Source organism: Agromyces sp. ISL-38, from assembly GCF_018613935.1.
Classification (GTDB): domain Bacteria; phylum Actinomycetota; class Actinomycetes; order Actinomycetales; family Microbacteriaceae; genus Agromyces.
The window spans coordinates 84,966-103,851 of the sequence record NZ_JAGGPF010000006.1; the positions used below are offsets into that span (position 1 = coordinate 84,966).

General features: G+C 67.6%; 17 protein-coding genes and 2 tRNA genes. 16 read left to right on the top strand and 3 right to left on the bottom strand.

The window, feature by feature from the left end:
• Positions 1-63 precede the first annotated feature (63 nt).
• The 11 genes from dusB (at position 64) to J7E25_RS05390 (ending at position 12,986) form a co-directional block, all read left to right on the top strand.
• Positions 64-1,221, top strand: coding sequence for a tRNA dihydrouridine synthase DusB (dusB, locus tag J7E25_RS05340; RefSeq protein WP_214868665.1), 1,158 nt, complete (start codon positions 64-66; stop codon positions 1,219-1,221).
• Positions 1,211-2,470 carry a deoxyguanosinetriphosphate triphosphohydrolase gene (locus J7E25_RS05345; RefSeq protein ID WP_308164377.1) on the top strand — a complete coding sequence of 420 codons (1,260 nt, stop codon included), beginning with the start codon at positions 1,211-1,213 and terminating at the stop codon, positions 2,468-2,470. The genes dusB and J7E25_RS05345 overlap by 11 nt, the downstream gene beginning before the upstream one ends.
• Positions 2,471-2,512: 42 nt before the next feature.
• Positions 2,513-4,390, top strand: a complete 1,878-nt coding sequence (dnaG, locus tag J7E25_RS05350) for a DNA primase (RefSeq protein ID WP_214868667.1) — start codon at positions 2,513-2,515, stop codon at positions 4,388-4,390.
• A 188-nt stretch (positions 4,391-4,578) separates the two neighbouring features.
• Positions 4,579-6,210 carry an ABC transporter substrate-binding protein gene (locus J7E25_RS05355; protein ID WP_214868668.1) on the top strand — a complete coding sequence of 544 codons (1,632 nt, stop codon included), beginning with the start codon at positions 4,579-4,581 and terminating at the stop codon, positions 6,208-6,210.
• 84 nt (positions 6,211-6,294) lie between these two features.
• On the top strand, positions 6,295-7,389 hold the full coding sequence (locus J7E25_RS05360) for an ABC transporter permease (RefSeq protein ID WP_214868669.1): 1,095 nt from the start codon (positions 6,295-6,297) through the stop codon (positions 7,387-7,389).
• A 1-nt stretch (position 7,390) separates the two neighbouring features.
• A complete protein-coding gene (locus J7E25_RS05365) occupies positions 7,391-8,464 on the top strand; it encodes an ABC transporter permease (protein WP_214868670.1) in 1,074 nt (357 codons plus the stop codon).
• On the top strand, positions 8,461-10,149 hold the full coding sequence (locus J7E25_RS05370; RefSeq protein ID WP_214868671.1) for an ABC transporter ATP-binding protein: 1,689 nt from the start codon (positions 8,461-8,463) through the stop codon (positions 10,147-10,149). Before J7E25_RS05365 ends, J7E25_RS05370 begins: the two co-directional genes overlap by 4 nt.
• Positions 10,149-11,006 carry an ATP-binding cassette domain-containing protein gene (locus J7E25_RS05375; RefSeq protein WP_214868672.1) on the top strand — a complete coding sequence of 286 codons (858 nt, stop codon included), beginning with the start codon at positions 10,149-10,151 and terminating at the stop codon, positions 11,004-11,006. The genes J7E25_RS05370 and J7E25_RS05375 overlap by 1 nt, the downstream gene beginning before the upstream one ends.
• A gap of 81 nt (positions 11,007-11,087) precedes the next feature.
• Positions 11,088-11,160: transfer RNA gene (locus J7E25_RS05380), tRNA-Asn, on the top strand.
• Between the two features lie 138 nt (positions 11,161-11,298).
• Positions 11,299-11,646: a PadR family transcriptional regulator gene (locus tag J7E25_RS05385; RefSeq protein ID WP_214868674.1), complete on the top strand. Its 348-nt coding sequence runs from the start codon at positions 11,299-11,301 to the stop codon at positions 11,644-11,646.
• The gene (locus tag J7E25_RS05390) at positions 11,643-12,986 is read left to right on the top strand and encodes a permease prefix domain 1-containing protein (protein WP_214868676.1); all 1,344 of its coding nucleotides are present in this window, start codon (positions 11,643-11,645) and stop codon (positions 12,984-12,986) included. Before J7E25_RS05385 ends, J7E25_RS05390 begins: the two co-directional genes overlap by 4 nt.
• Before the next feature lie 36 nt (positions 12,987-13,022).
• Here the strand turns inward: J7E25_RS05390 and def are convergent, their stop codons facing one another.
• Positions 13,023-13,589 (bottom strand): peptide deformylase, encoded by a 567-nt coding sequence (gene def / locus J7E25_RS05395; RefSeq protein ID WP_214868678.1) that lies wholly within the window; start codon positions 13,587-13,589, stop codon positions 13,023-13,025.
• 52 nt (positions 13,590-13,641) lie between these two features.
• On the opposite strand from def, the gene J7E25_RS05400 reads away from it, so the two are divergent.
• The 5 genes from J7E25_RS05400 (at position 13,642) to J7E25_RS05420 (ending at position 17,685) form a co-directional block, all read left to right on the top strand.
• Positions 13,642-14,547 (top strand): DMT family transporter, encoded by a 906-nt coding sequence (locus J7E25_RS05400; RefSeq protein ID WP_214868680.1) that lies wholly within the window; start codon positions 13,642-13,644, stop codon positions 14,545-14,547.
• 156 nt (positions 14,548-14,703) lie between these two features.
• On the top strand, positions 14,704-15,960 hold the full coding sequence (locus J7E25_RS05405; protein ID WP_215009432.1) for a glycosyltransferase: 1,257 nt from the start codon (positions 14,704-14,706) through the stop codon (positions 15,958-15,960).
• A 9-nt stretch (positions 15,961-15,969) separates the two neighbouring features.
• Positions 15,970-16,043, top strand: a tRNA-Ile gene (locus tag J7E25_RS05410).
• A 170-nt stretch (positions 16,044-16,213) separates the two neighbouring features.
• Positions 16,214-16,447 carry a helix-turn-helix domain-containing protein gene (locus J7E25_RS05415; protein ID WP_214868682.1) on the top strand — a complete coding sequence of 78 codons (234 nt, stop codon included), beginning with the start codon at positions 16,214-16,216 and terminating at the stop codon, positions 16,445-16,447.
• The gene (locus J7E25_RS05420) at positions 16,447-17,685 is read left to right on the top strand and encodes a tyrosine-type recombinase/integrase (RefSeq protein WP_214868684.1); all 1,239 of its coding nucleotides are present in this window, start codon (positions 16,447-16,449) and stop codon (positions 17,683-17,685) included. The genes J7E25_RS05415 and J7E25_RS05420 overlap by 1 nt, the downstream gene beginning before the upstream one ends.
• Before the next feature lie 55 nt (positions 17,686-17,740).
• On the opposite strand, the gene J7E25_RS05425 is transcribed toward J7E25_RS05420, so the two are convergent.
• Positions 17,741-18,313: a hypothetical protein gene (locus tag J7E25_RS05425; RefSeq protein ID WP_214868686.1), complete on the bottom strand. Its 573-nt coding sequence runs from the start codon at positions 18,311-18,313 to the stop codon at positions 17,741-17,743.
• 8 nt (positions 18,314-18,321) lie between these two features.
• The gene (locus J7E25_RS05430) at positions 18,322-18,819 is read right to left on the bottom strand and encodes a single-stranded DNA-binding protein (RefSeq protein WP_214868688.1); all 498 of its coding nucleotides are present in this window, start codon (positions 18,817-18,819) and stop codon (positions 18,322-18,324) included.
• Positions 18,820-18,886: the final 67 nt, after the last annotated feature.

Below are 18,886 nucleotides of genomic sequence, written 5' to 3' on the forward strand. Positions count from 1 at the left end.
AATCCTAGGCGCGTACGCGGTCGGTGGGCGTCGGCGGCCACAAGTCTGGGAGAATCGACGGTGATGTCTTCGATCACCACCCTTCCCGCGGGCCCGCTCACGATCGGCGGGCTCCAACTCGACGTGCCCGTCGTGCTCGCCCCCATGGCGGGCATCACGAACACGGCGTTCCGCCGGCTCTGCCGGGAGTTCGGCGCGGGCCTCTACGTGAGCGAGATGATCACGTCGCGCGCACTCGTCGAGCGCACCCCCGAATCGATGCGGCTCATCACGCACCACGAGTCCGAGACGCCGCGTTCGATCCAGCTCTACGGTGTCGATCCCAACACGGTCGCCGAGGCCATCACCATGCTCGTGGCCGAAGACCGCGCCGACCACATCGACCTGAACTTCGGATGCCCCGTGCCGAAAGTCACCCGTAAGGGCGGGGGCGCCGCGCTGCCGTGGAAGACGGGGCTGTTCCGGGGCATCGTCGAGGGGGCGGTGCGCGCCGCGGGCGACGTGCCCCTCACGATCAAGATGCGCAAGGGCATCGACTCCGACCACCTCACGTACCTCGAGGCCGGCCGCATCGCCGAGGGCGCCGGCGTCGCCGCGGTGGCCTTGCACGCGCGCACGGCCGCCGAGTTCTACTCGGGTGAGGCCGACTGGTCGGCGATCGCGAGACTGAAAGAGACCGTCACGAGCGTGCCGGTGCTCGGCAACGGCGACATCTGGTCGGCCGACGACGCGCTCCGCATGGTGTCCGAGACCGGCTGCGATGGCGTGGTCGTCGGGCGCGGATGCCTCGGCCGCCCGTGGCTCTTCGGCGACCTCGCTGCTGCGTTCCGCGGCGAGACGCGCACGGCCACGCCGTCGCTCGGCGAGGTTGCGCAGACCTTCCGCCGGCACGCCGAGCTGCTGACCGACTTCTTCGACAGCGAAGAACGCGGGTGCCGCGACATCCGCAAGCACGTCGCGTGGTACTTCAAGGGCTACCCCGTGGGCGGTGAGCTTCGCGCGCGCCTCGCAACGGTCGAGTCGCTCGAGCAGCTCGACGAACTGCTCGCCACCCTCGACTGGTCGACTCCGTACCCGGGCGAAGGCGCGGAGGGGCCCCGGGGGCGTGCGGGCACGCCGAAGAAGCCGGCCCTGCCCGAACGCTGGCTCGACACGCAAGAGCTCGTGGGCGATGACCGTGTCACTCTCGTCGACGCAGAATTGGACACCAGTGGCGGCTGACGCGACCGTGGGGCGCTACACCGAGTTCGATGCCGATCGCTGGCTGCCCGAGCAGCATTCCTCACCCCGAAGCGACTTCGCCCGCGACCGCGCGCGCCTCCTGCATTCGAGTGCGCTCCGGCGGCTCGCCGCGAAGACGCAGGTGCTGAGCCCCACTGCCGGCCTCGATTTCGCACGCAATCGGCTCACGCACTCGCTCGAGGTCGCCCAAGTCGGTCGCGAACTGGGGGAGAGCCTCGGCCTCGACCCCGACATCGTCGACACCGCGTGCCTCGCGCACGACCTCGGGCATCCGCCATTCGGCCACAACGGTGAGCGCGCGCTCAACGACTGGGCCGTCGATATCGGGGGATTCGAGGGCAACGCGCAGACCCTGCGCCTGCTCACGCGGCTCGAGCCGAAGGTCTTCGGCGCCGACGGCCGCAGCTACGGGCTGAATCTCACGCGAGCGAGCCTCGACGCCAGCTGCAAGTATCCGTGGCCCGCGGAGTCGTCGATCGCCGATCCGAGCGGCCGGGCGAAGTTCGGCTTCTTCACCGAAGACCTCGAGGTGTTCACCTGGCTCCGTGAAGGAGCGCCGGCCGGCGTGCGGTGCATCGAAGCTCAGGTCATGGACCTCTCCGACGACATCGCCTACTCGGTGCACGACTTCGAAGACGCGATCGTCAACGGCTACATCGATGTCGCGGCGCTCGGCAGCCGGGTCGACCACGACGAGCTCGTCGACTCGATGCACGAGTGGATCGGTGGCGAGATCGGTCACGACGGCCTCATCGCCGCGTTCGACCGGCTCGACCGGCTCGACGGCTGGCCAGTCGCGTGGAGTGGCTCGCGTCACGATCTCGCAGCGCTCAAGAACCTCACGAGCCAGCTCATCGGCCGATTCGTGCACGGCGCCATGTCGGCCACGCTCGCAGCGCACCCCGCCGCGAGCCTCGTGCGCTTCGGCGCGAACATCGTCGTGCCACCCGACGTGCAGGCCGAGATCGCGGTGCTGAAGGGCATCGTCGCGACGTTCGTGATGTCACGCAACACGAGGCAGCCCATCTACGCGCAGCAGCGGCGCATCCTCGCCGATCTCGCCGACGTGCTCCTCGCGAGCAACGGAGCGGAGCTCGACCCGGGGTCCTCGGCCGACTGGGCTGCTGCCGCCGACGACGCGGCGCGGCATCGCGTCGTGGTCGACCAGGTCGCGAGCCTCACCGACCAATCGGCGCTCGCCTGGTACGAACGGCTCGTGCAACGCTGATGGCAGCCTTCCCGGCCCGCCCGGCGAACTAGGATGAAGTCCATGGCGGGCCGCATTCGACAGAGCGATGTCGATGAGGTGAAGGCCCGCGTCAACATCGCCGACATCATCGGCGAACACGTGAGCCTGAAGTCGGCCGGCGTCGGCTCGCTGAAGGGTCTCTGCCCCTTCCACGACGAGCGCAGTCCGAGCTTCCACGTGCGGCCCGGGCTCGGCTACTACCACTGCTTCGGCTGTGGCGAGTCCGGCGACGTCTACACCTTCCTCCAGCGCATGGACCACGTCTCCTTCACCGAGGCGGTCGAGCGGCTGGCCGGCAGCATCGGCTTCGAGCTGCACTACGAAGACGGCGGGCAGGCATCCGACCACGGCAACCGAGCGCGACTGCTCGCCGCGAACCAGGCCGCTGCCGAGTACTTCATCGAGCAGCTCGGTTCGCCCGAGGCGGACGTGGGTCGGCGGTTCCTCGGTGAACGCGGGTTCGACGCCGAGGCGGCGAGGCGATTCAGCGTCGGCTTCGCGCCGAAGAGCTGGGACGCGCTCACCAACCACCTGAAGAGGCGGGGGTTCACGACCGAGGAGCTGGCAGCGGCCGGTCTCGTCTCGCAGGGGGACCGCGGCGTCTACGACCGCTTCCGCGGCCGGCTCGTGTGGCCGATTCGCGACGTCACCGGGCAGACCGTCGGGTTCGGCGCGCGTCGCCTGCTCGACGACGATCAAGGCCCCAAATACCTGAACACACCCGAGACCGCGATTTACCACAAGGCGCAGGTCCTCTATGGCCTCGACCTCGCCAAGCGCGACATCGCCAAGACCCATCGCGTCGTCGTCGTCGAGGGCTATACCGACGTGATGGCGTGCCATCTCGCCGGTGTCACTACTGCGATCGCGACGTCCGGCACCTCCTTCGGCATCGATCACATCAAGGTGCTCCGCCGCGTTCTCGGCGACGACTCCGGACTCGGAGAGGTCGTGTTCACCTTCGACGGCGATGCGGCAGGGCAGCAGGCGGCGATGCGGGCGTTCGCCGAGGAGCAGCGCTTCGCGGCGCAGACCTTCGTCGCCGTGGCGCCCGACGGGCTCGACCCGTGCGACCTCCGCCTTGCCCGAGGCGATGCCGCGGTGCGTTCGCTCGTCGACTCGCGTCAGCCGATGTTCGAGTTCGTCATCCGTCACACGCTCACCCGCTACGACCTCGAGACGGTCGAGGGGCGCGTCGCGGCATTGCGGGCGGCCGCGCCGATCGTCGCCGACATCCGCGACCCGTCGCTCCGCCCCGGATACACGCGAGAGCTCGCTCGCATGCTCGGGCTCGAACTCGCCGAAGTGACTCGCGCGGTACGCGGTGCCACGGGGCGGGCCAAGCCGGGCGGTGAGCGCGAGGGCCAGTCGGCGGCATCCGGTGCCACCTCCGGCCAGTCGGGGGCGACGGATGCCGCGGAGCGCCCGTTCTCGATCACCGAGCTGCCGGGCGACCCCTCGACGCGCCTCGAGCGCGACGCGCTGCAGGCGATGCTGCAGTTTCCCGACGCCGTCGGCGACGACCTGCTGCGACACGCGGCGGACAGCCGATTCGGCAACGCATCGCTCGCGGTCGTGCGCGATGGCATCGCGTCGGTGCTCGCTTCGCCCGATCCGGCCATCCGCATCGATCGGGTCGTCGCCGAGGTGCCGGCCCCGTTCGCCGGCGTCGTTCAGCAGCTCGCGGTCGCGCCGGTGCCGCAACGCGCCGAGGCCGAGCTCGAGTCCTACGTGCGAGGCGTCGTGAGCGCGCTCGTCGATCGCGAACTCCTGAGGCAGAAGTCCGAACTGCTCGGGCGGCTCCAGCGCACCGACTCGACCGACGCCGCGGCATTCGCCGCGCTGCAGCGCGCGCTCGTCGAACTCGAGACCGAGCGACGCGCCCTTCGAGCCGAGTGAGTTCCGGCCGTCATCCGGGCACTCCACGCGGATCGCGTGCGTGGAAGATTGCAGATCGGTAAATATTCCTCCGTTTCGATGGCCCTCGATGCAACATCCGGCCCTCGTGTGCTAGGTCTGAGGTATACGAAAACGCGCCGCGGTTCGCTGCGGCGCGCTTCATTCCTGACAGGAAGAGGTAGACGGATATGACATCCGCATCCACAAACCGGCGTCGCGGCCTCATCGCGGCGGCCGGTGTCTCGGTGGCAGCTCTTGCTCTCGCCGGTTGCACGCCCGGCGGTGGCGGTGGCGAAACCGGCGGCGGCACGCTGACGATCGGCACCACCGAGCAGGTCACGGCGCTCGACCCGGCCGGTTCATACGACAACGGTTCGCTCGCGGTGCACACGCAGGTCTTCCCGTACCTGTTGAACACCGACTACCAGAGCACTGAAGTGGTCCCCGACCTCGCCGAGTCGGCCGAGTTCACTTCCCCGAGCCAGTACACAGTCACCCTCCCCGAAGGCCTCAAATGGGCGAACGGCAACGATCTCACTTCCGCCGACGTGAAGTTCACCTTCGACCGCCAGCTCGCCATCGCGGACCCGAACGGCCCGTCGGCGCTGCTCTACAACCTCGACAGCGTCGATGCACCGGACGACACGACCGTCGTCTTCAACTTGAAGGCGGAGAACGACCAGGTCTTCCCGCAGATCCTCACGAGCTTCCCCGGCGCGATCGTCGATGACGAGGTGTTCGCGGCCGACGCGCTCACTCCCGACGACGAGATCGTCGAGGCGAACGCGTTCGCAGGGCCGTACGTCATCACGAGCTACGACTTCAACAACCTCATCTCGTACAAGGCGAACCCCGACTACAAGGGTCTCCTCGCCCCGGCGAAGACCGAGACGGTGAACGTCAAGTACTACACCGATGCGTCGAACCTCAAGCTCGACGTGCAGGAGGGCAACATCGACGTCGCGAACCGCACCCTCAGTGCGACCGACATCGAAGATCTCCGCGGCAACGACAACGTCAAGGTCGTCGACGGCCCCGGTGGCGAGATTCGCTATTTGGTGTTCAACTTCAACACCATGCCGTTCGGTGCCACGACAGCTGAAGCCGACCCGGCCAAGGCGCTCGCCGTCCGCCAGGCGATCGCCGACCTCATCGACCGCGACGCCATCTCGGAAGATGTCTACAAGGGCACCTTCACGCCCCTGTACTCCTACGTGCCCGAAGGTCTCGCCGGCGCGAACGAGGCGTTGAAAGGGCTGTACGGCGACGGCAACGGCGCGCCCGATGCCGACAAGGCGGCCGAACGGCTCTCTGCAGCCGGCATCACGACGCCGGTCGCGCTCAACATCCAGTACGTGGCCGAGCGCTACGGACCGTCGTCGAGCGATGAGTACGCCGTCATCAAGGAGAGCCTCGAGGAGAGCGGCCTGTTCACGGTGAACCTGCAGTCCACCGAGTGGGTCCAGTACTCCGAGGATCGCGTCGCCGACCTGTACTCCGTATTCCAGATGGGCTGGTTCCCCGACTATTCGGATGCCGACAACTACCTCACGCCGTTCTTCCTCAAGGAGAACTTCCTCGTGAACCATTACGACAACCCCGAGGTGAACGACCTCATCCTCGAGCAGGCGGTCACGCAGGACCCGGCGCAGCGTGAGGCGCTCATCGGCGAGATCCAGGACAAGGTCGCGGCTGACCTCTCCACGATCCCGTACATGCAGGGAGCCCAGGTCGCCGTGGTCGGAACCGACATCGAAGGTGCCGAAGACACCCTCGACGGCTCGTTCAAGTTCCGGTACGCCGCTCTGTCGAAGGGCTAGTTCCGACTAGAGTCGTTGAAGCTCGACGACGGGGGCGATCTGCTACCGCGGGTCGCCCCCGTTCCCCTGTACCCCGAGGATTCCATGAGCACACTTGCCACCGCGCCCGTCGCCGAGGGAGCGCCCGCCGCGGGCCGACCGAAGCCGAAATCGCAAGGCGGTGGGTTCGGACGCTATCTGCTCGTCCGATTCCTGCTGATCTTCCCGACCATCTTCATCCTCGTCACCCTCGTCTTCTTCCTGATGCGAACGACGGGCGACCCGATCACCGCCGCACAGGGCGGGCGCCTCGGACCCGAGGCCCTTGCCGCGCTCCGTGAGGCCGCCGGCTACGACCGGCCCCTCTTCATCCAGTACTTCGAATACCTCGGCCAGGTGGCGACCTTCAACTTCGGTTCGACGCTTACCACGAACCGTCCGGTCATCGACGTGCTCACCACCTACGGCCCGGCCACGTTCGAGCTCGTTCTCTACTCGCTCATCGTCGCCTTCGCGGTCGGCATTCCGCTCGGCCGCCTCGCGGCCTACCACCGCGACAAGCCGCAGGACGCAGTGTTCCGCGTGCTCGCGATCCTCTGGTACGCCGTGCCGATCTTCTTCGCGGGCCTCCTGCTGAAGCTCATCTTCGCCGTGTGGCTCAAGTGGCTCCCCGTCGCCGGGCGCGCGAGCGTGAACGCCGAACTGCAGATGCAGCTCGTGCCGAACAAGACCAGCTTCTACACGATCGACGCGCTGATGACCGGCGACCCGGCGGTCCTCGGCGACGTGCTCGCGCACGCCGTGCTGCCGGCGATCGCTCTCGGCCTCCTCACGGGCGGCATCTTCCTCCGGCTCGTTCGCACGAACGTGATCGGCACGCTCGCGACCGATTACGTCGATGCGGCGCGCTCACGCGGTGTCGCCGAGTCTCGGCTGCTGCGCAAGCACGCCTATCGGCCGGCGCTCATCCCGATCGTCACGGTCATCGGCCTGCAGATCGCACTGCTCCTCTCGGGCGCGGTGCTCACCGAGACCACCTTCGAGTGGAAGGGCCTCGGCTTCATCCTCGCCGAGTTCCTCGAATCCCGTGACTTCGTCGCCGTCCAGGGCATCGTGGTGCTGCTCGCGGTGATCGTCGCCCTCACGAACTTCGTCGTCGACATCATCGCGGCGTTCATCGACCCGAGGGTGAGGTACTGACATGACCGCGGCATCCGTCACCCCCGTGCGCCGTCGCCCACTGCGCGATCGGCTTCCGATCGTGCACCAGCTCCGGCAGAGCATGGGCCTCCAGCGAGGCATGCTCGTCGCCGGACTCGTCATGGTCGCGGTGTTCATCCTGTGCTCGATCGTCGCGCCCCTCATCGCCCCATACGGATTCGCGCAGCGCAAAGACGAGTCAGGGGCCTTCGGCACACAGCAGCCGCCATCGCCCGAACACGTGTTCGGCACCACGGTCGGCGGCTACGATGTGTTCTCTCGCGTGATCTGGGGCACCCAGACCGCGATCCTCGTGATCGTCATCGCAGTGCTCCTCTCGATCTTCATCGGCGTCGCGCTCGGCCTCTACTCCGGGTACTTCGGCGGCTGGCTCGACCGCGTACTCGTCGTCGTGTGCGACGCGATCTACGCCTTCCCGTCGCTGCTGCTCGCCATCGTGCTCTCGATCGTCATCTCGGCCGGGCAGTCCAACCTGTGGGGCGGCGTCCTCGCGGCGGCCGGGTCCATCACGGTGGTCTTCATTCCGCAGTACTTCCGGGTCATCCGTGCCGAGACGGTGCGCATCAAGGCCGAGGCGTTCGTCGAGTCGGCGAAGGTCCTCGGCGCCTCGAACGCCCGGATCGTGTTCAAGCACGTCTTCCGCAATGCCACGCGCACCCTTCCGCTCATCATCACGCTCAACTCGTCCGAGGCGATCCTGACCCTCGCCGCGCTGGGCTTCCTCGGCTTCGGCATCGAGCCGACGGCGGCAGCCGAGTGGGGGTACGACCTCTTCAAGGCGCAGTCGGATGTCACGAGCGGCATCTGGTGGACGGCCTTCTTCCCGGGCGCCGCCATCGTCTTCACCGTCCTCGGCATCACCCTGGTCGGCGAGAGCCTCAACGACCTGGCCGATCCGCGGCTCAGGGGCCGTCGCCGCGTCGCGCAGGCGGCCGGCGAGGTCGCCGCGACGTCGGTCGTGCCCGGCGGCACGCTGACGGCCGGTCCCGGAGGCCTCGATGGCCTCGAAGACGGTCAATCGTTCGACGAGCACGGGATCGAGGTCAGGCGATGAGCACGGTGGTCGACATCAGGAACCTCGGCGTCTCGTTCGCGACGGATGCCGGGGCGGTCAAGGCGGTCGACAACGTCTCGCTGTCGGTCGGCCGCGGCGAGGTGCTCGCCATCGTCGGCGAGTCCGGCAGCGGCAAGACGGTGACGGCGAAGACGATCCTCGGACTCTTGCCCGAGACGGCAACGACCCGGGGCGCCGTAGTGCTCTCCAACCGCGAGGGCACTCGGGAGAGCGACATCATCAGCCTCTCCACACACCAGCTCCGTGAGGTGCGCGGCACCGACGTGGCCATGGTGTTCCAAGAGCCGTCGACCGCGTTGAACCCGGTGTACACCGTGGGCTGGCAGATCATGGAGGGCATTCGCGCCCACAGCGACATCTCCAAGAAGGAGGCGCGCGCGAAGGCGATCGACATCCTGCGACGGGTCGGCATCCCCGATCCCGAGGAACGCGTCGATCACTATCCGCACCAGTTCTCGGGCGGGCAGAAGCAGCGCGTGGTCATCGCCATGGCGCTCGTGCTCGACCCCGGCCTGATCGTGGCCGACGAGCCCACGACAGCGCTCGACGTGACGGTGCAGGCGGAGATCCTCGATCTGCTTCGCAAGTGCCGCGATGAGTTCGGCACGGCGATCGTGCTGATCACGCACAACATGGGCGTCGTCGCCGATCTCGCCGATCGGGTCGCGGTGATGTACGAGGGCAACGTCGTGGAGCAGGCCGACGTCGAGACGCTGTTCTCGGCTCCGCAGGCCGACTACACGAAGGCTCTCCTCGCCGCGGTGCCGTATGTGGGTCACGGCGCCGCCAGCGCGGTCGAGCGGGTGGCCGCACGGGCCGCGGGCTGGGCCGAGCTGACACCCGTCGTCGAGGCGCGCGGACTCGAGATCTCGTATCCTGGCCGATTCGGCCGGCCGGGGTTCCGTGCCGTCAACGGCGTCGACTTCGTCATCCGTCCGGGGGAGGTGCTCGGTCTCGTCGGCGAGTCCGGCTCGGGGAAGACGACCATCGGTCGTGCGATCGCCGGTCTCACGAAGGTAACCGGTGGATCACTGCGCGTGCTCGGCGCCGAGATGAACGGCATCCGCGAGCGGAACTTCCGTCCCCTTCGCAGTCGGCTCGGGTTCGTGTTCCAAGATCCGGCTTCGAGCTTCAATCCGCTCCTGACGATCGCCGAGTGCGTCGCCGAGCCGCTCATCATCCACGGCAGGGCGAAGGACGCCAATGCCGCCAGGGTGCGGGTGAACGAGCTGCTCGAGGCGGTGCAGCTGCCACGCGCATATGGCGACCGCTACCCTCACGAGCTGAGCGGCGGCCAGCGGCAGCGCGCGAGCCTCGCCCGCGCGCTCGCGCTCGAACCCGAATTGCTCATCGCCGATGAGCCCACGTCGGCGCTCGACGTCTCGGTGCAGGCGCGCGTGCTCGAGCTGTTCGCCGAACTCCAGCGCGAGTTCGGCTTCGCGTCGCTCTTCATCAGTCACGACCTCGCGGTGGTCGACCTGCTGGCCGATCGCATCGGCGTGCTCTACCGCGGTTCGCTCGTCGAGGAGGGCACCGGCGCCGAGGTGCTCGGTGCTCCGAAGCATCCGTACACCCAGCGGCTCCTCGCCTCCCTCCCGGTGCCCGACCCGATCGCCCAGGCCGAGCGCCGCACGGAACTGCGGCGAATCCGGGAGGCGAGCTGATGCCCCGTGCCGCGCACCGGTATCCGATCGTGCTCAGCGATCTCTCGATCGAGTACCCGGCCCATGGGGCGAGCCCGGCTCATGTCGCACTCCACGGGCTCTCGCTGACGATCGCACCGGGGGAGGTGCTCGGAATGCTCGGCAGTGCGGGCAGCGGCAAGAGCACCCTCGCAAAGGTGCTCTCGGGCGTCGCCTTCGAGCCGCGCACCGGCGATGTGCGACCCGTGATCACGGGTGGGGAGGCCACGGTGCTCGGCCACCAGTTGCGCGGCCTCTCCAAGCGCAAGCTCCCGGAGTACCTCTTCCACGTGGGCTACCTGCCGCAGGATGCCGCGTCGACCCTGCCGGCCGACCGCACGGTCGCCGAGATCGTCGCCGAGCCGATTCTCGAGCGCGACCGCAGATACAACCGCCACGCGCTCACGACACGAGTGGCGACGATGATCGACGGCGTTCGGCTGCCGCTCGGCATGCTCGATCGCTTCCCCTACGAGCTGAGCGGCGGCCAGCGCCAACGCGTCGCGCTCGCCCGCGCACTCGTGCTCGGCCCGTCGGTGCTCATCGCCGACGAGCCGACTGCCGGGATCGATCTCACGGTGCGCGACGCGGTCGCCCAGCTCATCCGCGATCTGCGCGAGCAGCACACGTTCTCGGCGATCATCATCAGCCATGACCTGCCGGTGCTGCGCCGCACCGCCGACCGCATCGCCGTGCTCGACAAGGGCGAGCTCGCCGCGATCGGCACGATCGACGAGGTCTTCCACGATCCGCGGCATCCGTATGTCATGGCACTCGCGGGTGCGCTCGACGCCGGACACGCGGTGATCGACGAGCTCGACTCCGGCCCATTGGCATGACGGATGCCGCGGCCTCTCGGGGCCGGCTCGAATTGGGAGTCGGGCATTCCCTTTGCTAGAGTATCGATGCTGAACAAGCGATCCTCCATAGCTCAATTGGCAGAGCAATCGGCTGTTAACCGATAGGTTCTTGGTTCGAGTCCAAGTGGGGGAGCAGCAGAACCCCGTCCTTCCGTAGAAGGGCGGGGTTTCTTGTGTTAACCGCGTCTACGTTGCCAGTCCGGCGGCAGACAACACCTAGATCAGCAATGCCTAGAACCACAAGGTATAGTGAGTGGTGATCGGGGGTCTCATGAACATCGACAAGGATCTGGTCGCCGCGATGGCAACGCCGCTCGTGCTCGCGATTCTCGTGGAGGGCACGAGCTACGGGTACGCGATCCTCAAACGGGTCCGCGAGCTCTCCAGCGGCGAACTCGAATGGACCGACGGCATGTTGTATCCACTGCTCCACCGGCTCGAGCGACTGGGCTACATCCACGCCGAGTGGGGCGTATCGCCCGAGGGCAGGCGCCGGCGCTACTACGAGATCACCGAGGCCGGGCACGCTCAACTGACGGAGCAGCGGCGGCAGTGGGACACTGCGACCCGCACTCTTGGCGGACTGTGGGGACTGGCGCTTCCGGTGGCACGAGCATGAGCATGGATTCCGTCGAGCAGCAGATCGACCAATGGCGCGCGGCGGTCCTGCGGGGTCGCGCGGTCGACGGAGGCGACGCCGACGAACTCGAGGGTCATCTGCGGGAGCAGATCGAGGACCTCGAGAGCGCTGGACTCTCGGGCGAGGAGGCCTTCCTCATCGCGGTCAAGCGGCTCGGTGAAGTGGATCTCATCACCGCCGAGTTCGCCCGCGAGCACAGCGATCGGCTCTGGAAGCAGCTCGCGATGTCGCACGCCGACGAGAGCGAGCGCCGGCCGATGCTGACGATGCTCGGCTTCGCGACGGCCACCGCCGTGCTCATCCAGGTTGCTCGGCTTCTCGCCGGCTTTCCCGGCCCGAGCAGCGCGTGGTTCGTACGGGATCTCAGCCTCTTCGTACTGCCCGTGCTCGCGGCGTATTTCGCGGTCGTGCGAGGGATGCCGTGGAGACCGGCAGTCGGCCTCGCCGGGGCGGTAGCGGTGCTCGGGGTGGCCGTGAACGTCTTCCCGTTCGCTCCGGGCTCGAGCACGGACATGCTCGTCGCGATTCACCTCCCGATCGCGCTCTGGTTCGTCGTGGGTGTCGCCTACGTCGGGGGAGACGTGCGATCAGCTGCTCGGCGCATGGATTTCATCCGATTCACCGGCGAGTGGGCGATCTACTATGCGCTGATCGCCCTCGGCGGCGGGGTGCTGCTCGGCCTGACCAGCCTCGTGCTCACCCCGATCGCCCCCGGCGCGATCCCGGAGGTCATGACCTGGGTAGTTCCATCGGGAGCCGCGGGCGCCGTGGTGGTGGCAGCTTGGCTCGTCGAGGAGAAGAAGAGCGTCATCGAGAATCTCGCGCCGGTGCTCACCGCCATCTTCACGCCGCTGTTCGCCGTCATGCTGCTCGTATCGGCGATCGGCTACCTGGCGGCCGGCATCGGGCTCGATTTCGACCGCGACCTGCTGACCGTGTTCGACGTGCTCCTGCTCGTCGTCGTCGGTCTCGTCGTCTACGGCATCTCGGCGCGCGACACGAACCGCCCGCCCGGTGTGATGGACGTGCTCCGCCTGGTGGCGGTCATCGCCGCGGTCGTGCTCGACGTCCTCGTGCTCGGCTCGATGCTCGCCCGCGTGGGCGAGTTCGGGTTCACCGCCAACCGGGTGGCGGCGCTCGGGCTGAATGTGGTGCTGCTCGTGAACCTCGTCGTGACGGCATGGCTCATCGCCCGCCTGCTCATGGGGAAGGCGCCGGCGGTGCGAATCGAGCGGTGGCAGACCGGATACCTCCCGGTATTCGCGGCCTGGGTGCTCGTGGTCGTGCTCGTCGTGCCGCCCCTGTTCGGCTTTGCGTGACCGCACGGCATTCGCGCGCTGCGCAATGTTGCGGGCTCAGCCCTCGAGGTCGTCGACGCCCGGCATCCACTGCTGGCCCGGCTGCCCCCAACCGAGCTTGCGATTGATCTTCGCGACGATGCGCTGGTCGCGCTCGCCCAAGCGGTCGGTGTAGAGCACGCCGTCGAGGTGGTCGTACTCGTGCTGAAAGATGCGCGCGAGCCAGCCCTCGGCCTCGATCTCGAACCGGACGCCCTCGAGGTCGGTCGCGCGGAGGATCGCTCGCTCGGCGCGACGCAAGCCGAATCGCTCGCCTGGGAAGGAGAGGCAGCCCTCGGACTCCTCATCGGGGTCGGGCTCGCCGACGGGCGGTGGGGAGATCCAGAGTTCGGGATTGATCGCGACGCCGCGCCAGCGGGTGCCCGCTTCGTCGACCCAGCCGAAGGTGAAGAGCCGGAGCGCCACACCCACTTGCGGAGCGGCGAGGCCGACGCCCGGCGCCGCGTCCATCGTCTCGAAGAGATCTCGCACCAGCGCCCGCAGCTCATCGTCGATCGACTCGACGGGCAGGGCGGGGGAGTGGAGGACCGGGTCGCCGGTGATTCGTATGGGGAGCACGGCCATTCGGACAGGATATCGGGGGACGAGCGGGTAGGGTCGATGCGTGGATCCGGACATGAGCGAGCTCACAGAGCAGATCGCCCTCGACCCCACCTCCTTCATCGGAATTCCGCTTGCGCTCGTGGGAGCGGTCTTCCTGTCGCTGGGCGCGCAGTTCCAGCATCGCGGCGTGGTGAAGGTCGAGTCGCGCACCGTCGACACGCTCGGCAAGGGGTTGAGCTTCAACCAGCTCGCGCTGCTGCTCGCGCGCCCGTCATGGGTCCTCGGCTCGGTCATGCTCGGGCTTGCCATCGTCTTCCAATTGTCGAGTCTCTACTTCGCGCCGATCATCGTCGTGCAGCCGCTCGGCGCGATCGCGCTCGTGATCACCTCGATCCTGAACTCGCGCATCAACCATGTCAGTCTCAAGCACAAGTCCATCATCGCGATCATGATGTGCGTCGGCGGTGTGCTGCTCTTCGTCGGCGTCGCGGCCTTCACCGCGGTCGACAAGCCGGTGACCGATCAGCACCTCATCACGATTCTGATCATCCTCGCCGTCGTGCTCGCGGCAGCCGGAGTGGCCTTCGGATGGATGCGCCGGCACATCCGGGCTATCTTCTACGTGATCATGGCCGGCGTGCTCTACGGGTTCGTGGCGACACTCGCGAAGGTGGTGCTCGGCCGACTCCAGCAGGGGGAGTTCGAGTGGCTCACCTGGCTGTGTGTTGTGGGCCTGCTGGCCGCGACCGGCCTCGGTGCGTACTTCGTGCAGAATGCCTACGCATCGGGCCCGCCCGACCTCGTCATCGCGGGGCTCACGGTGGTCGACCCGATGGTCGCGGTCGCGATCGGCATCATCGTGCTCGGGGAGGCGTCGCAGGCGCCGCTCTGGGCGAACGGGGTCTTCGTACTCGCCGGCGTGATCGCCGTGGTGGGCGTCTTCCAGCTCGCGAAGAACCACCCGCAAACGCGAATCTGAGCAGAATCGCACTCCCGAGCGCGAAACTCCACAACGACGCCGCGCGGCGCGCACTGCGTAGACTATGGTCGGATTCAGTCTGCGCGCCGACCCTGCGCCGCGACGCCCACCGGGGCCGACCGTCCCGAACCGACGAACTGTGAGGAACAACGCCACGTGTCTGACAATCCCGGTGCTACACCTTCCGCCGGCACCGACGGCGCAGAGACGGAACGGCCGCTCAGGATCCTGATCGGCGCCGACACCTTCGCTCCCGACGTCAATGGGGCAGCGAAGTTCGCCGAGCGCCTGGCCGCCGGCCTGGTCGAACGCGGTCACGACGTGCACGTCATGGCCCCTGCTGCCAGCCGCAAGCACGGCACCTGGAAGGAAGTGCACGAAGGGCAGGAGCTCACGGCGCACCGCCTGAACAGCTGGCGCTGGTATCCGCACGACTGGCTGCGCTTCGCGCTGCCGTGGCGCATCCGCCAGAACAGCGCCCGCGTGATCGACGACGTGAAACCCGACGTGGTGCACTTCCAGTCCCACATCATCGTGGGGCGGGGCCTCTCGCTCGAAGCCGAGAAGCGCGGCATCCGGATCGTCGGTACCAATCACTTCATGCCCGAGAACATGCTCGAGTTCACGCTGCTGCCTGCAGGCTGGCAGGAGTGGGCAGTCGGGCTCGCGTGGAAGGCCGCCCGCCGGACCTTCGGGCGTGCCGAGGCCGTCACAACGCCGACGCGCAGAGCGGCTCAGTTCCTCGAGCGACACACCGGGCTCTCGGGCGTTCACGCGATCTCGTGTGGAATCGACGCACACAAGTACGAGCCGAGCTGGGAGCCGCGCAGCGAGAATCGCATCCTCTTCGTCGGACGCGTCACCGGCGAGAAGCAGATCGACGTGCTGCTGCGTGCATTCGCGCTGCTCCCGGCCGAGCTCGACGCGAAGCTCGAGATCGTCGGCGGCGGCGACCAGAAACGCAACCTCGAGCACATGGCCGTGGAGCTCGGGGTCGCCGATCAGGTGACGTTCACCGGCTACGTCGCCGACGACGCATTGCGAGGCGCCTACCACCGGGCATCCGTGCTCGCCATGCCCTCGATCGCCGAACTGCAGAGCATCGTGACGATGGAGGCCATGGCCTCGGCCCTGCCGATCGTGGCGGCGAACGCGATGGCCCTCCCGCACCTCGTGCACGACGGCGAGAACGGGTACCTCTTCGAGCCGGGCAGCCCTGAAGACCTCGCGGCGAAGCTCCAGATCGTGCTCGAGGCGCCGCCTGCGGAGTATCGCGCACTCAAGGAGGGCTCGCTCCGCCTCATCGCCGCCCACGACATCCAGCGCACGATCTCGACGTTCGAGAGCCTGTATCGTGGGAAGCCGGTGACCGACCCGGTCACCGATGTCGCACCGGTGGCGCTCCCCGAGTGACCCGGGCGCGGGGCGGTAGCTCAGCCGGTTAGAGCAGTGGACTCATAATCCATCGGTCACGGGTTCAAGTCCCGTCCGCCCTACGATAAATCGACCTGATCAGGATTTCTTGCCTCAACCAGAGGGCAGGGACTTGATGTCGTCAACGTTTATTCAACGCTTATTCGTGAGCGCGCGCCATGACGGGCGCTCTGCGAGCAGGGTGATCGACCGTGTTCGAGTGAACTGGGTTCACCTCGAACACCTTCGTGTCATGAACAGCGAACGCCTCTCCCGGCTCGGCCTCGAGCCCGTGTTGACCACGAGCGAGCTCGCCGACTACCTCGGCGTGCACGTGCAGGCCATCTACGATCTGCGCACCGATGGCCGTGGTCCGGCCGGCATGCGGGTCGGCCGGGAGATCCGCTACCGGGTATCCGACGTGATCCGTTGGCTCGATGTGCTTCACGAGCCTGAGGTCGTCTCGGCGCGTGGAGGTGAGGGCTGATGGCCGGCCGGCCACGGCTGCCGATCGGCACCTACGGCACGATCCAAACCACCGAGCTCGCTCGCGGGCGTGTCCGCGCACAGACGCGCTTTCGCGACTGGGACGGGCAGACACGGCAGGTCGTCGCCACGGGTGAGAGCCGCAACGCGGCGGTCACTGCCCTGAAGGTCGACCTCAACGAGCGGATGCGGCATGCCGGCACGCAGGGCTCGCTTACCCCCGACTCTCGATTCGCAGATCTGGCGGACGCATGGCTCGACGACTTGCGGCTGGACGTCGAGCGTGCGGAGAGCACGAAGGAGACGTACGGCCGGCAATTGCGCACCCAGGTGTTGCCGTTCTTCGAGGACTTCGCGGTGCGAGAGATCACGGTCGGAAGGATCGAACGCTACTTGAAGCAGCAACGTCAGGTCTCGTACTCGATGGCCAAGCACTCCAAGACGACGCTGAGCATGGTGCTGGCGTTCGGGGTCCGGCAGGGACTCCTCGAACGGAACCCGGTGAAAGAGACCTCGCAACTAAAGAAGCCGAAGCGGATACCTAAGGCGCTCACCTCCGAAGAGCTGGCGGCGATTCGAACGGCCGCGAGCGAGTTCGGGACCGATCCGAACTGGATGGGACCTCGACCGGACGGCCAGGTGAGGGACCTCATCGAGGTCATGCTCGGCACGGCCACCCGCATCGGCGAGGCGCTCGCGATCCGCAAGTGCGATGTGGACGTGACGGCCGACCCGCCGCGGGTCGAGATCTGCGGCACGATCATCCATCGCACCGGCGTGCCCGTCTACCGACAGGAGCATCCGAAGACGAAGGAGTCGAACCGAGTGGTGCCAGTGCCGTCGTTCGCGGCAGCCGTCATCAGGCGCAGGCTGGCGTCTCTCCCGGCAGATGCCGAGCCTGAGCAGCTGCTGTTCTACTCGAAGAACGGCACGCCACTCATGCCGGCGAACGTCAGACGGCAGTTCCGGAGAATTCTCGATCTAGCAGGCCTGGGTGACGCAGCCATCTCACCGCATGCGTTCCGGCGGACCGGTGCGACGGCGATTGCACACGAACTCGGCTTGCAGGCCGCCGCGGATCTCCTGGGGCATACTTCGACGGCCGTTACGAAGGAGCACTACGCGGAGCCGGACCGGTCCGTTACGTCGCGCCCGGCGGCGGTGCTGCAGCGACTGGCGCCGGAGCCGGCAAGCGAGGAGGAGGGCACCGACGCGGGGATGTGGGACGTCTGGGAGTAGGCTTCCGGGTTTGACGACTGCGCCTCATCGAGCGGGGGCGCAGTCGTGCGTTGCATCATGGGAGCCGATCCGGGGCGATGAGTGCTTCGGCTTCTCGGCGCGCAGCGAGATCGTCGAGCACGAACTGCACGAAGTCCGCATCGCGGTCATCGATCACGGCGTCGTCGATGCTGTTTGCTGCGGGTTCGCCTGGCCAAGCAGTTTGGCGGGTTGGCCGGTCGCGGTCGAGGCGGGTGCCGATGGTCGCGACCCAGTCGTGGAGGCGGTTGCGGGCGTCGGCGAAGTCGCGGTGCCATCCGAATGGTGCGGAGCCGTGCTGGTCGGGGTCATAGGCGCTGAGCCAGTGCAGGTGGAGGGCGGAGAGTTCCCAGACCAGTTCGGAGTGCCGGTGCCAGAGCGGCGGGATCACGGATGCCGGGAGCCCGTACGTTCGGCGGAGCCAGTTGACCCACCGGTTGAGCTCGATCCACTCGACCTCGGCTTGGTCGGCGGTGAGGAGATTCCAGTTGATCGGGTGCGGAGGTTCGGCACCGAGAGCGGCGTCGAGATCGTCGAAGGCGTCGTCGTCGAACGCGCCGCCGAATAGCGGCTGCTGACCGGTTGGGGTCTCGTGCGCCGTGTCCGTCACGGCCGGGCTCAGATTCCGACGGTTGCGGCGCTCGAGCGAGTGGGCGCGGGTTCGGGCACAGCAGTCGGCATGGCTGCGGTCGGCTCTTGCTCATGCGCCGGCTCGCGACCGACGGCGGCATTTTCGCGACGAGCCGCAGCAGCCTGTCGGCGGGTGCGGTCGACGTCGTAGTCGGTGCGGGCGAGGTCGTGGCCAATCTTCTTGGCGACGAACTCTTCGCGTTCGATGATGTTGCCGTCGCGTTCGACTTGGTAGGTGTGGATATAGCCCTCGGCGATGAACTGGTCGCCCTTCGCGAATCGGGCCATAGCGCGATCGGCAGTGGCGCGGTACGCGACGAGGTCGTGGAACGTCGGGGACAGTTCGGTGAAGGTGCCGTCATCTTCGCGGCGGAACTGGGGTTGGCCGATGCGGGCGTAGAAGCGGGCGTCGCCGCGTTCGGTGACGGTGTGCTGGGGTTCCGTGGCGATGAAGCCGGAGACGGACTGTTGCGTGCGGAGCGTCATGGGACTTGCCTTTCGGTGTCAGGCGGATCGACGATCCGCTCTCACCTGCAGGTGCGCCCGCACTCCC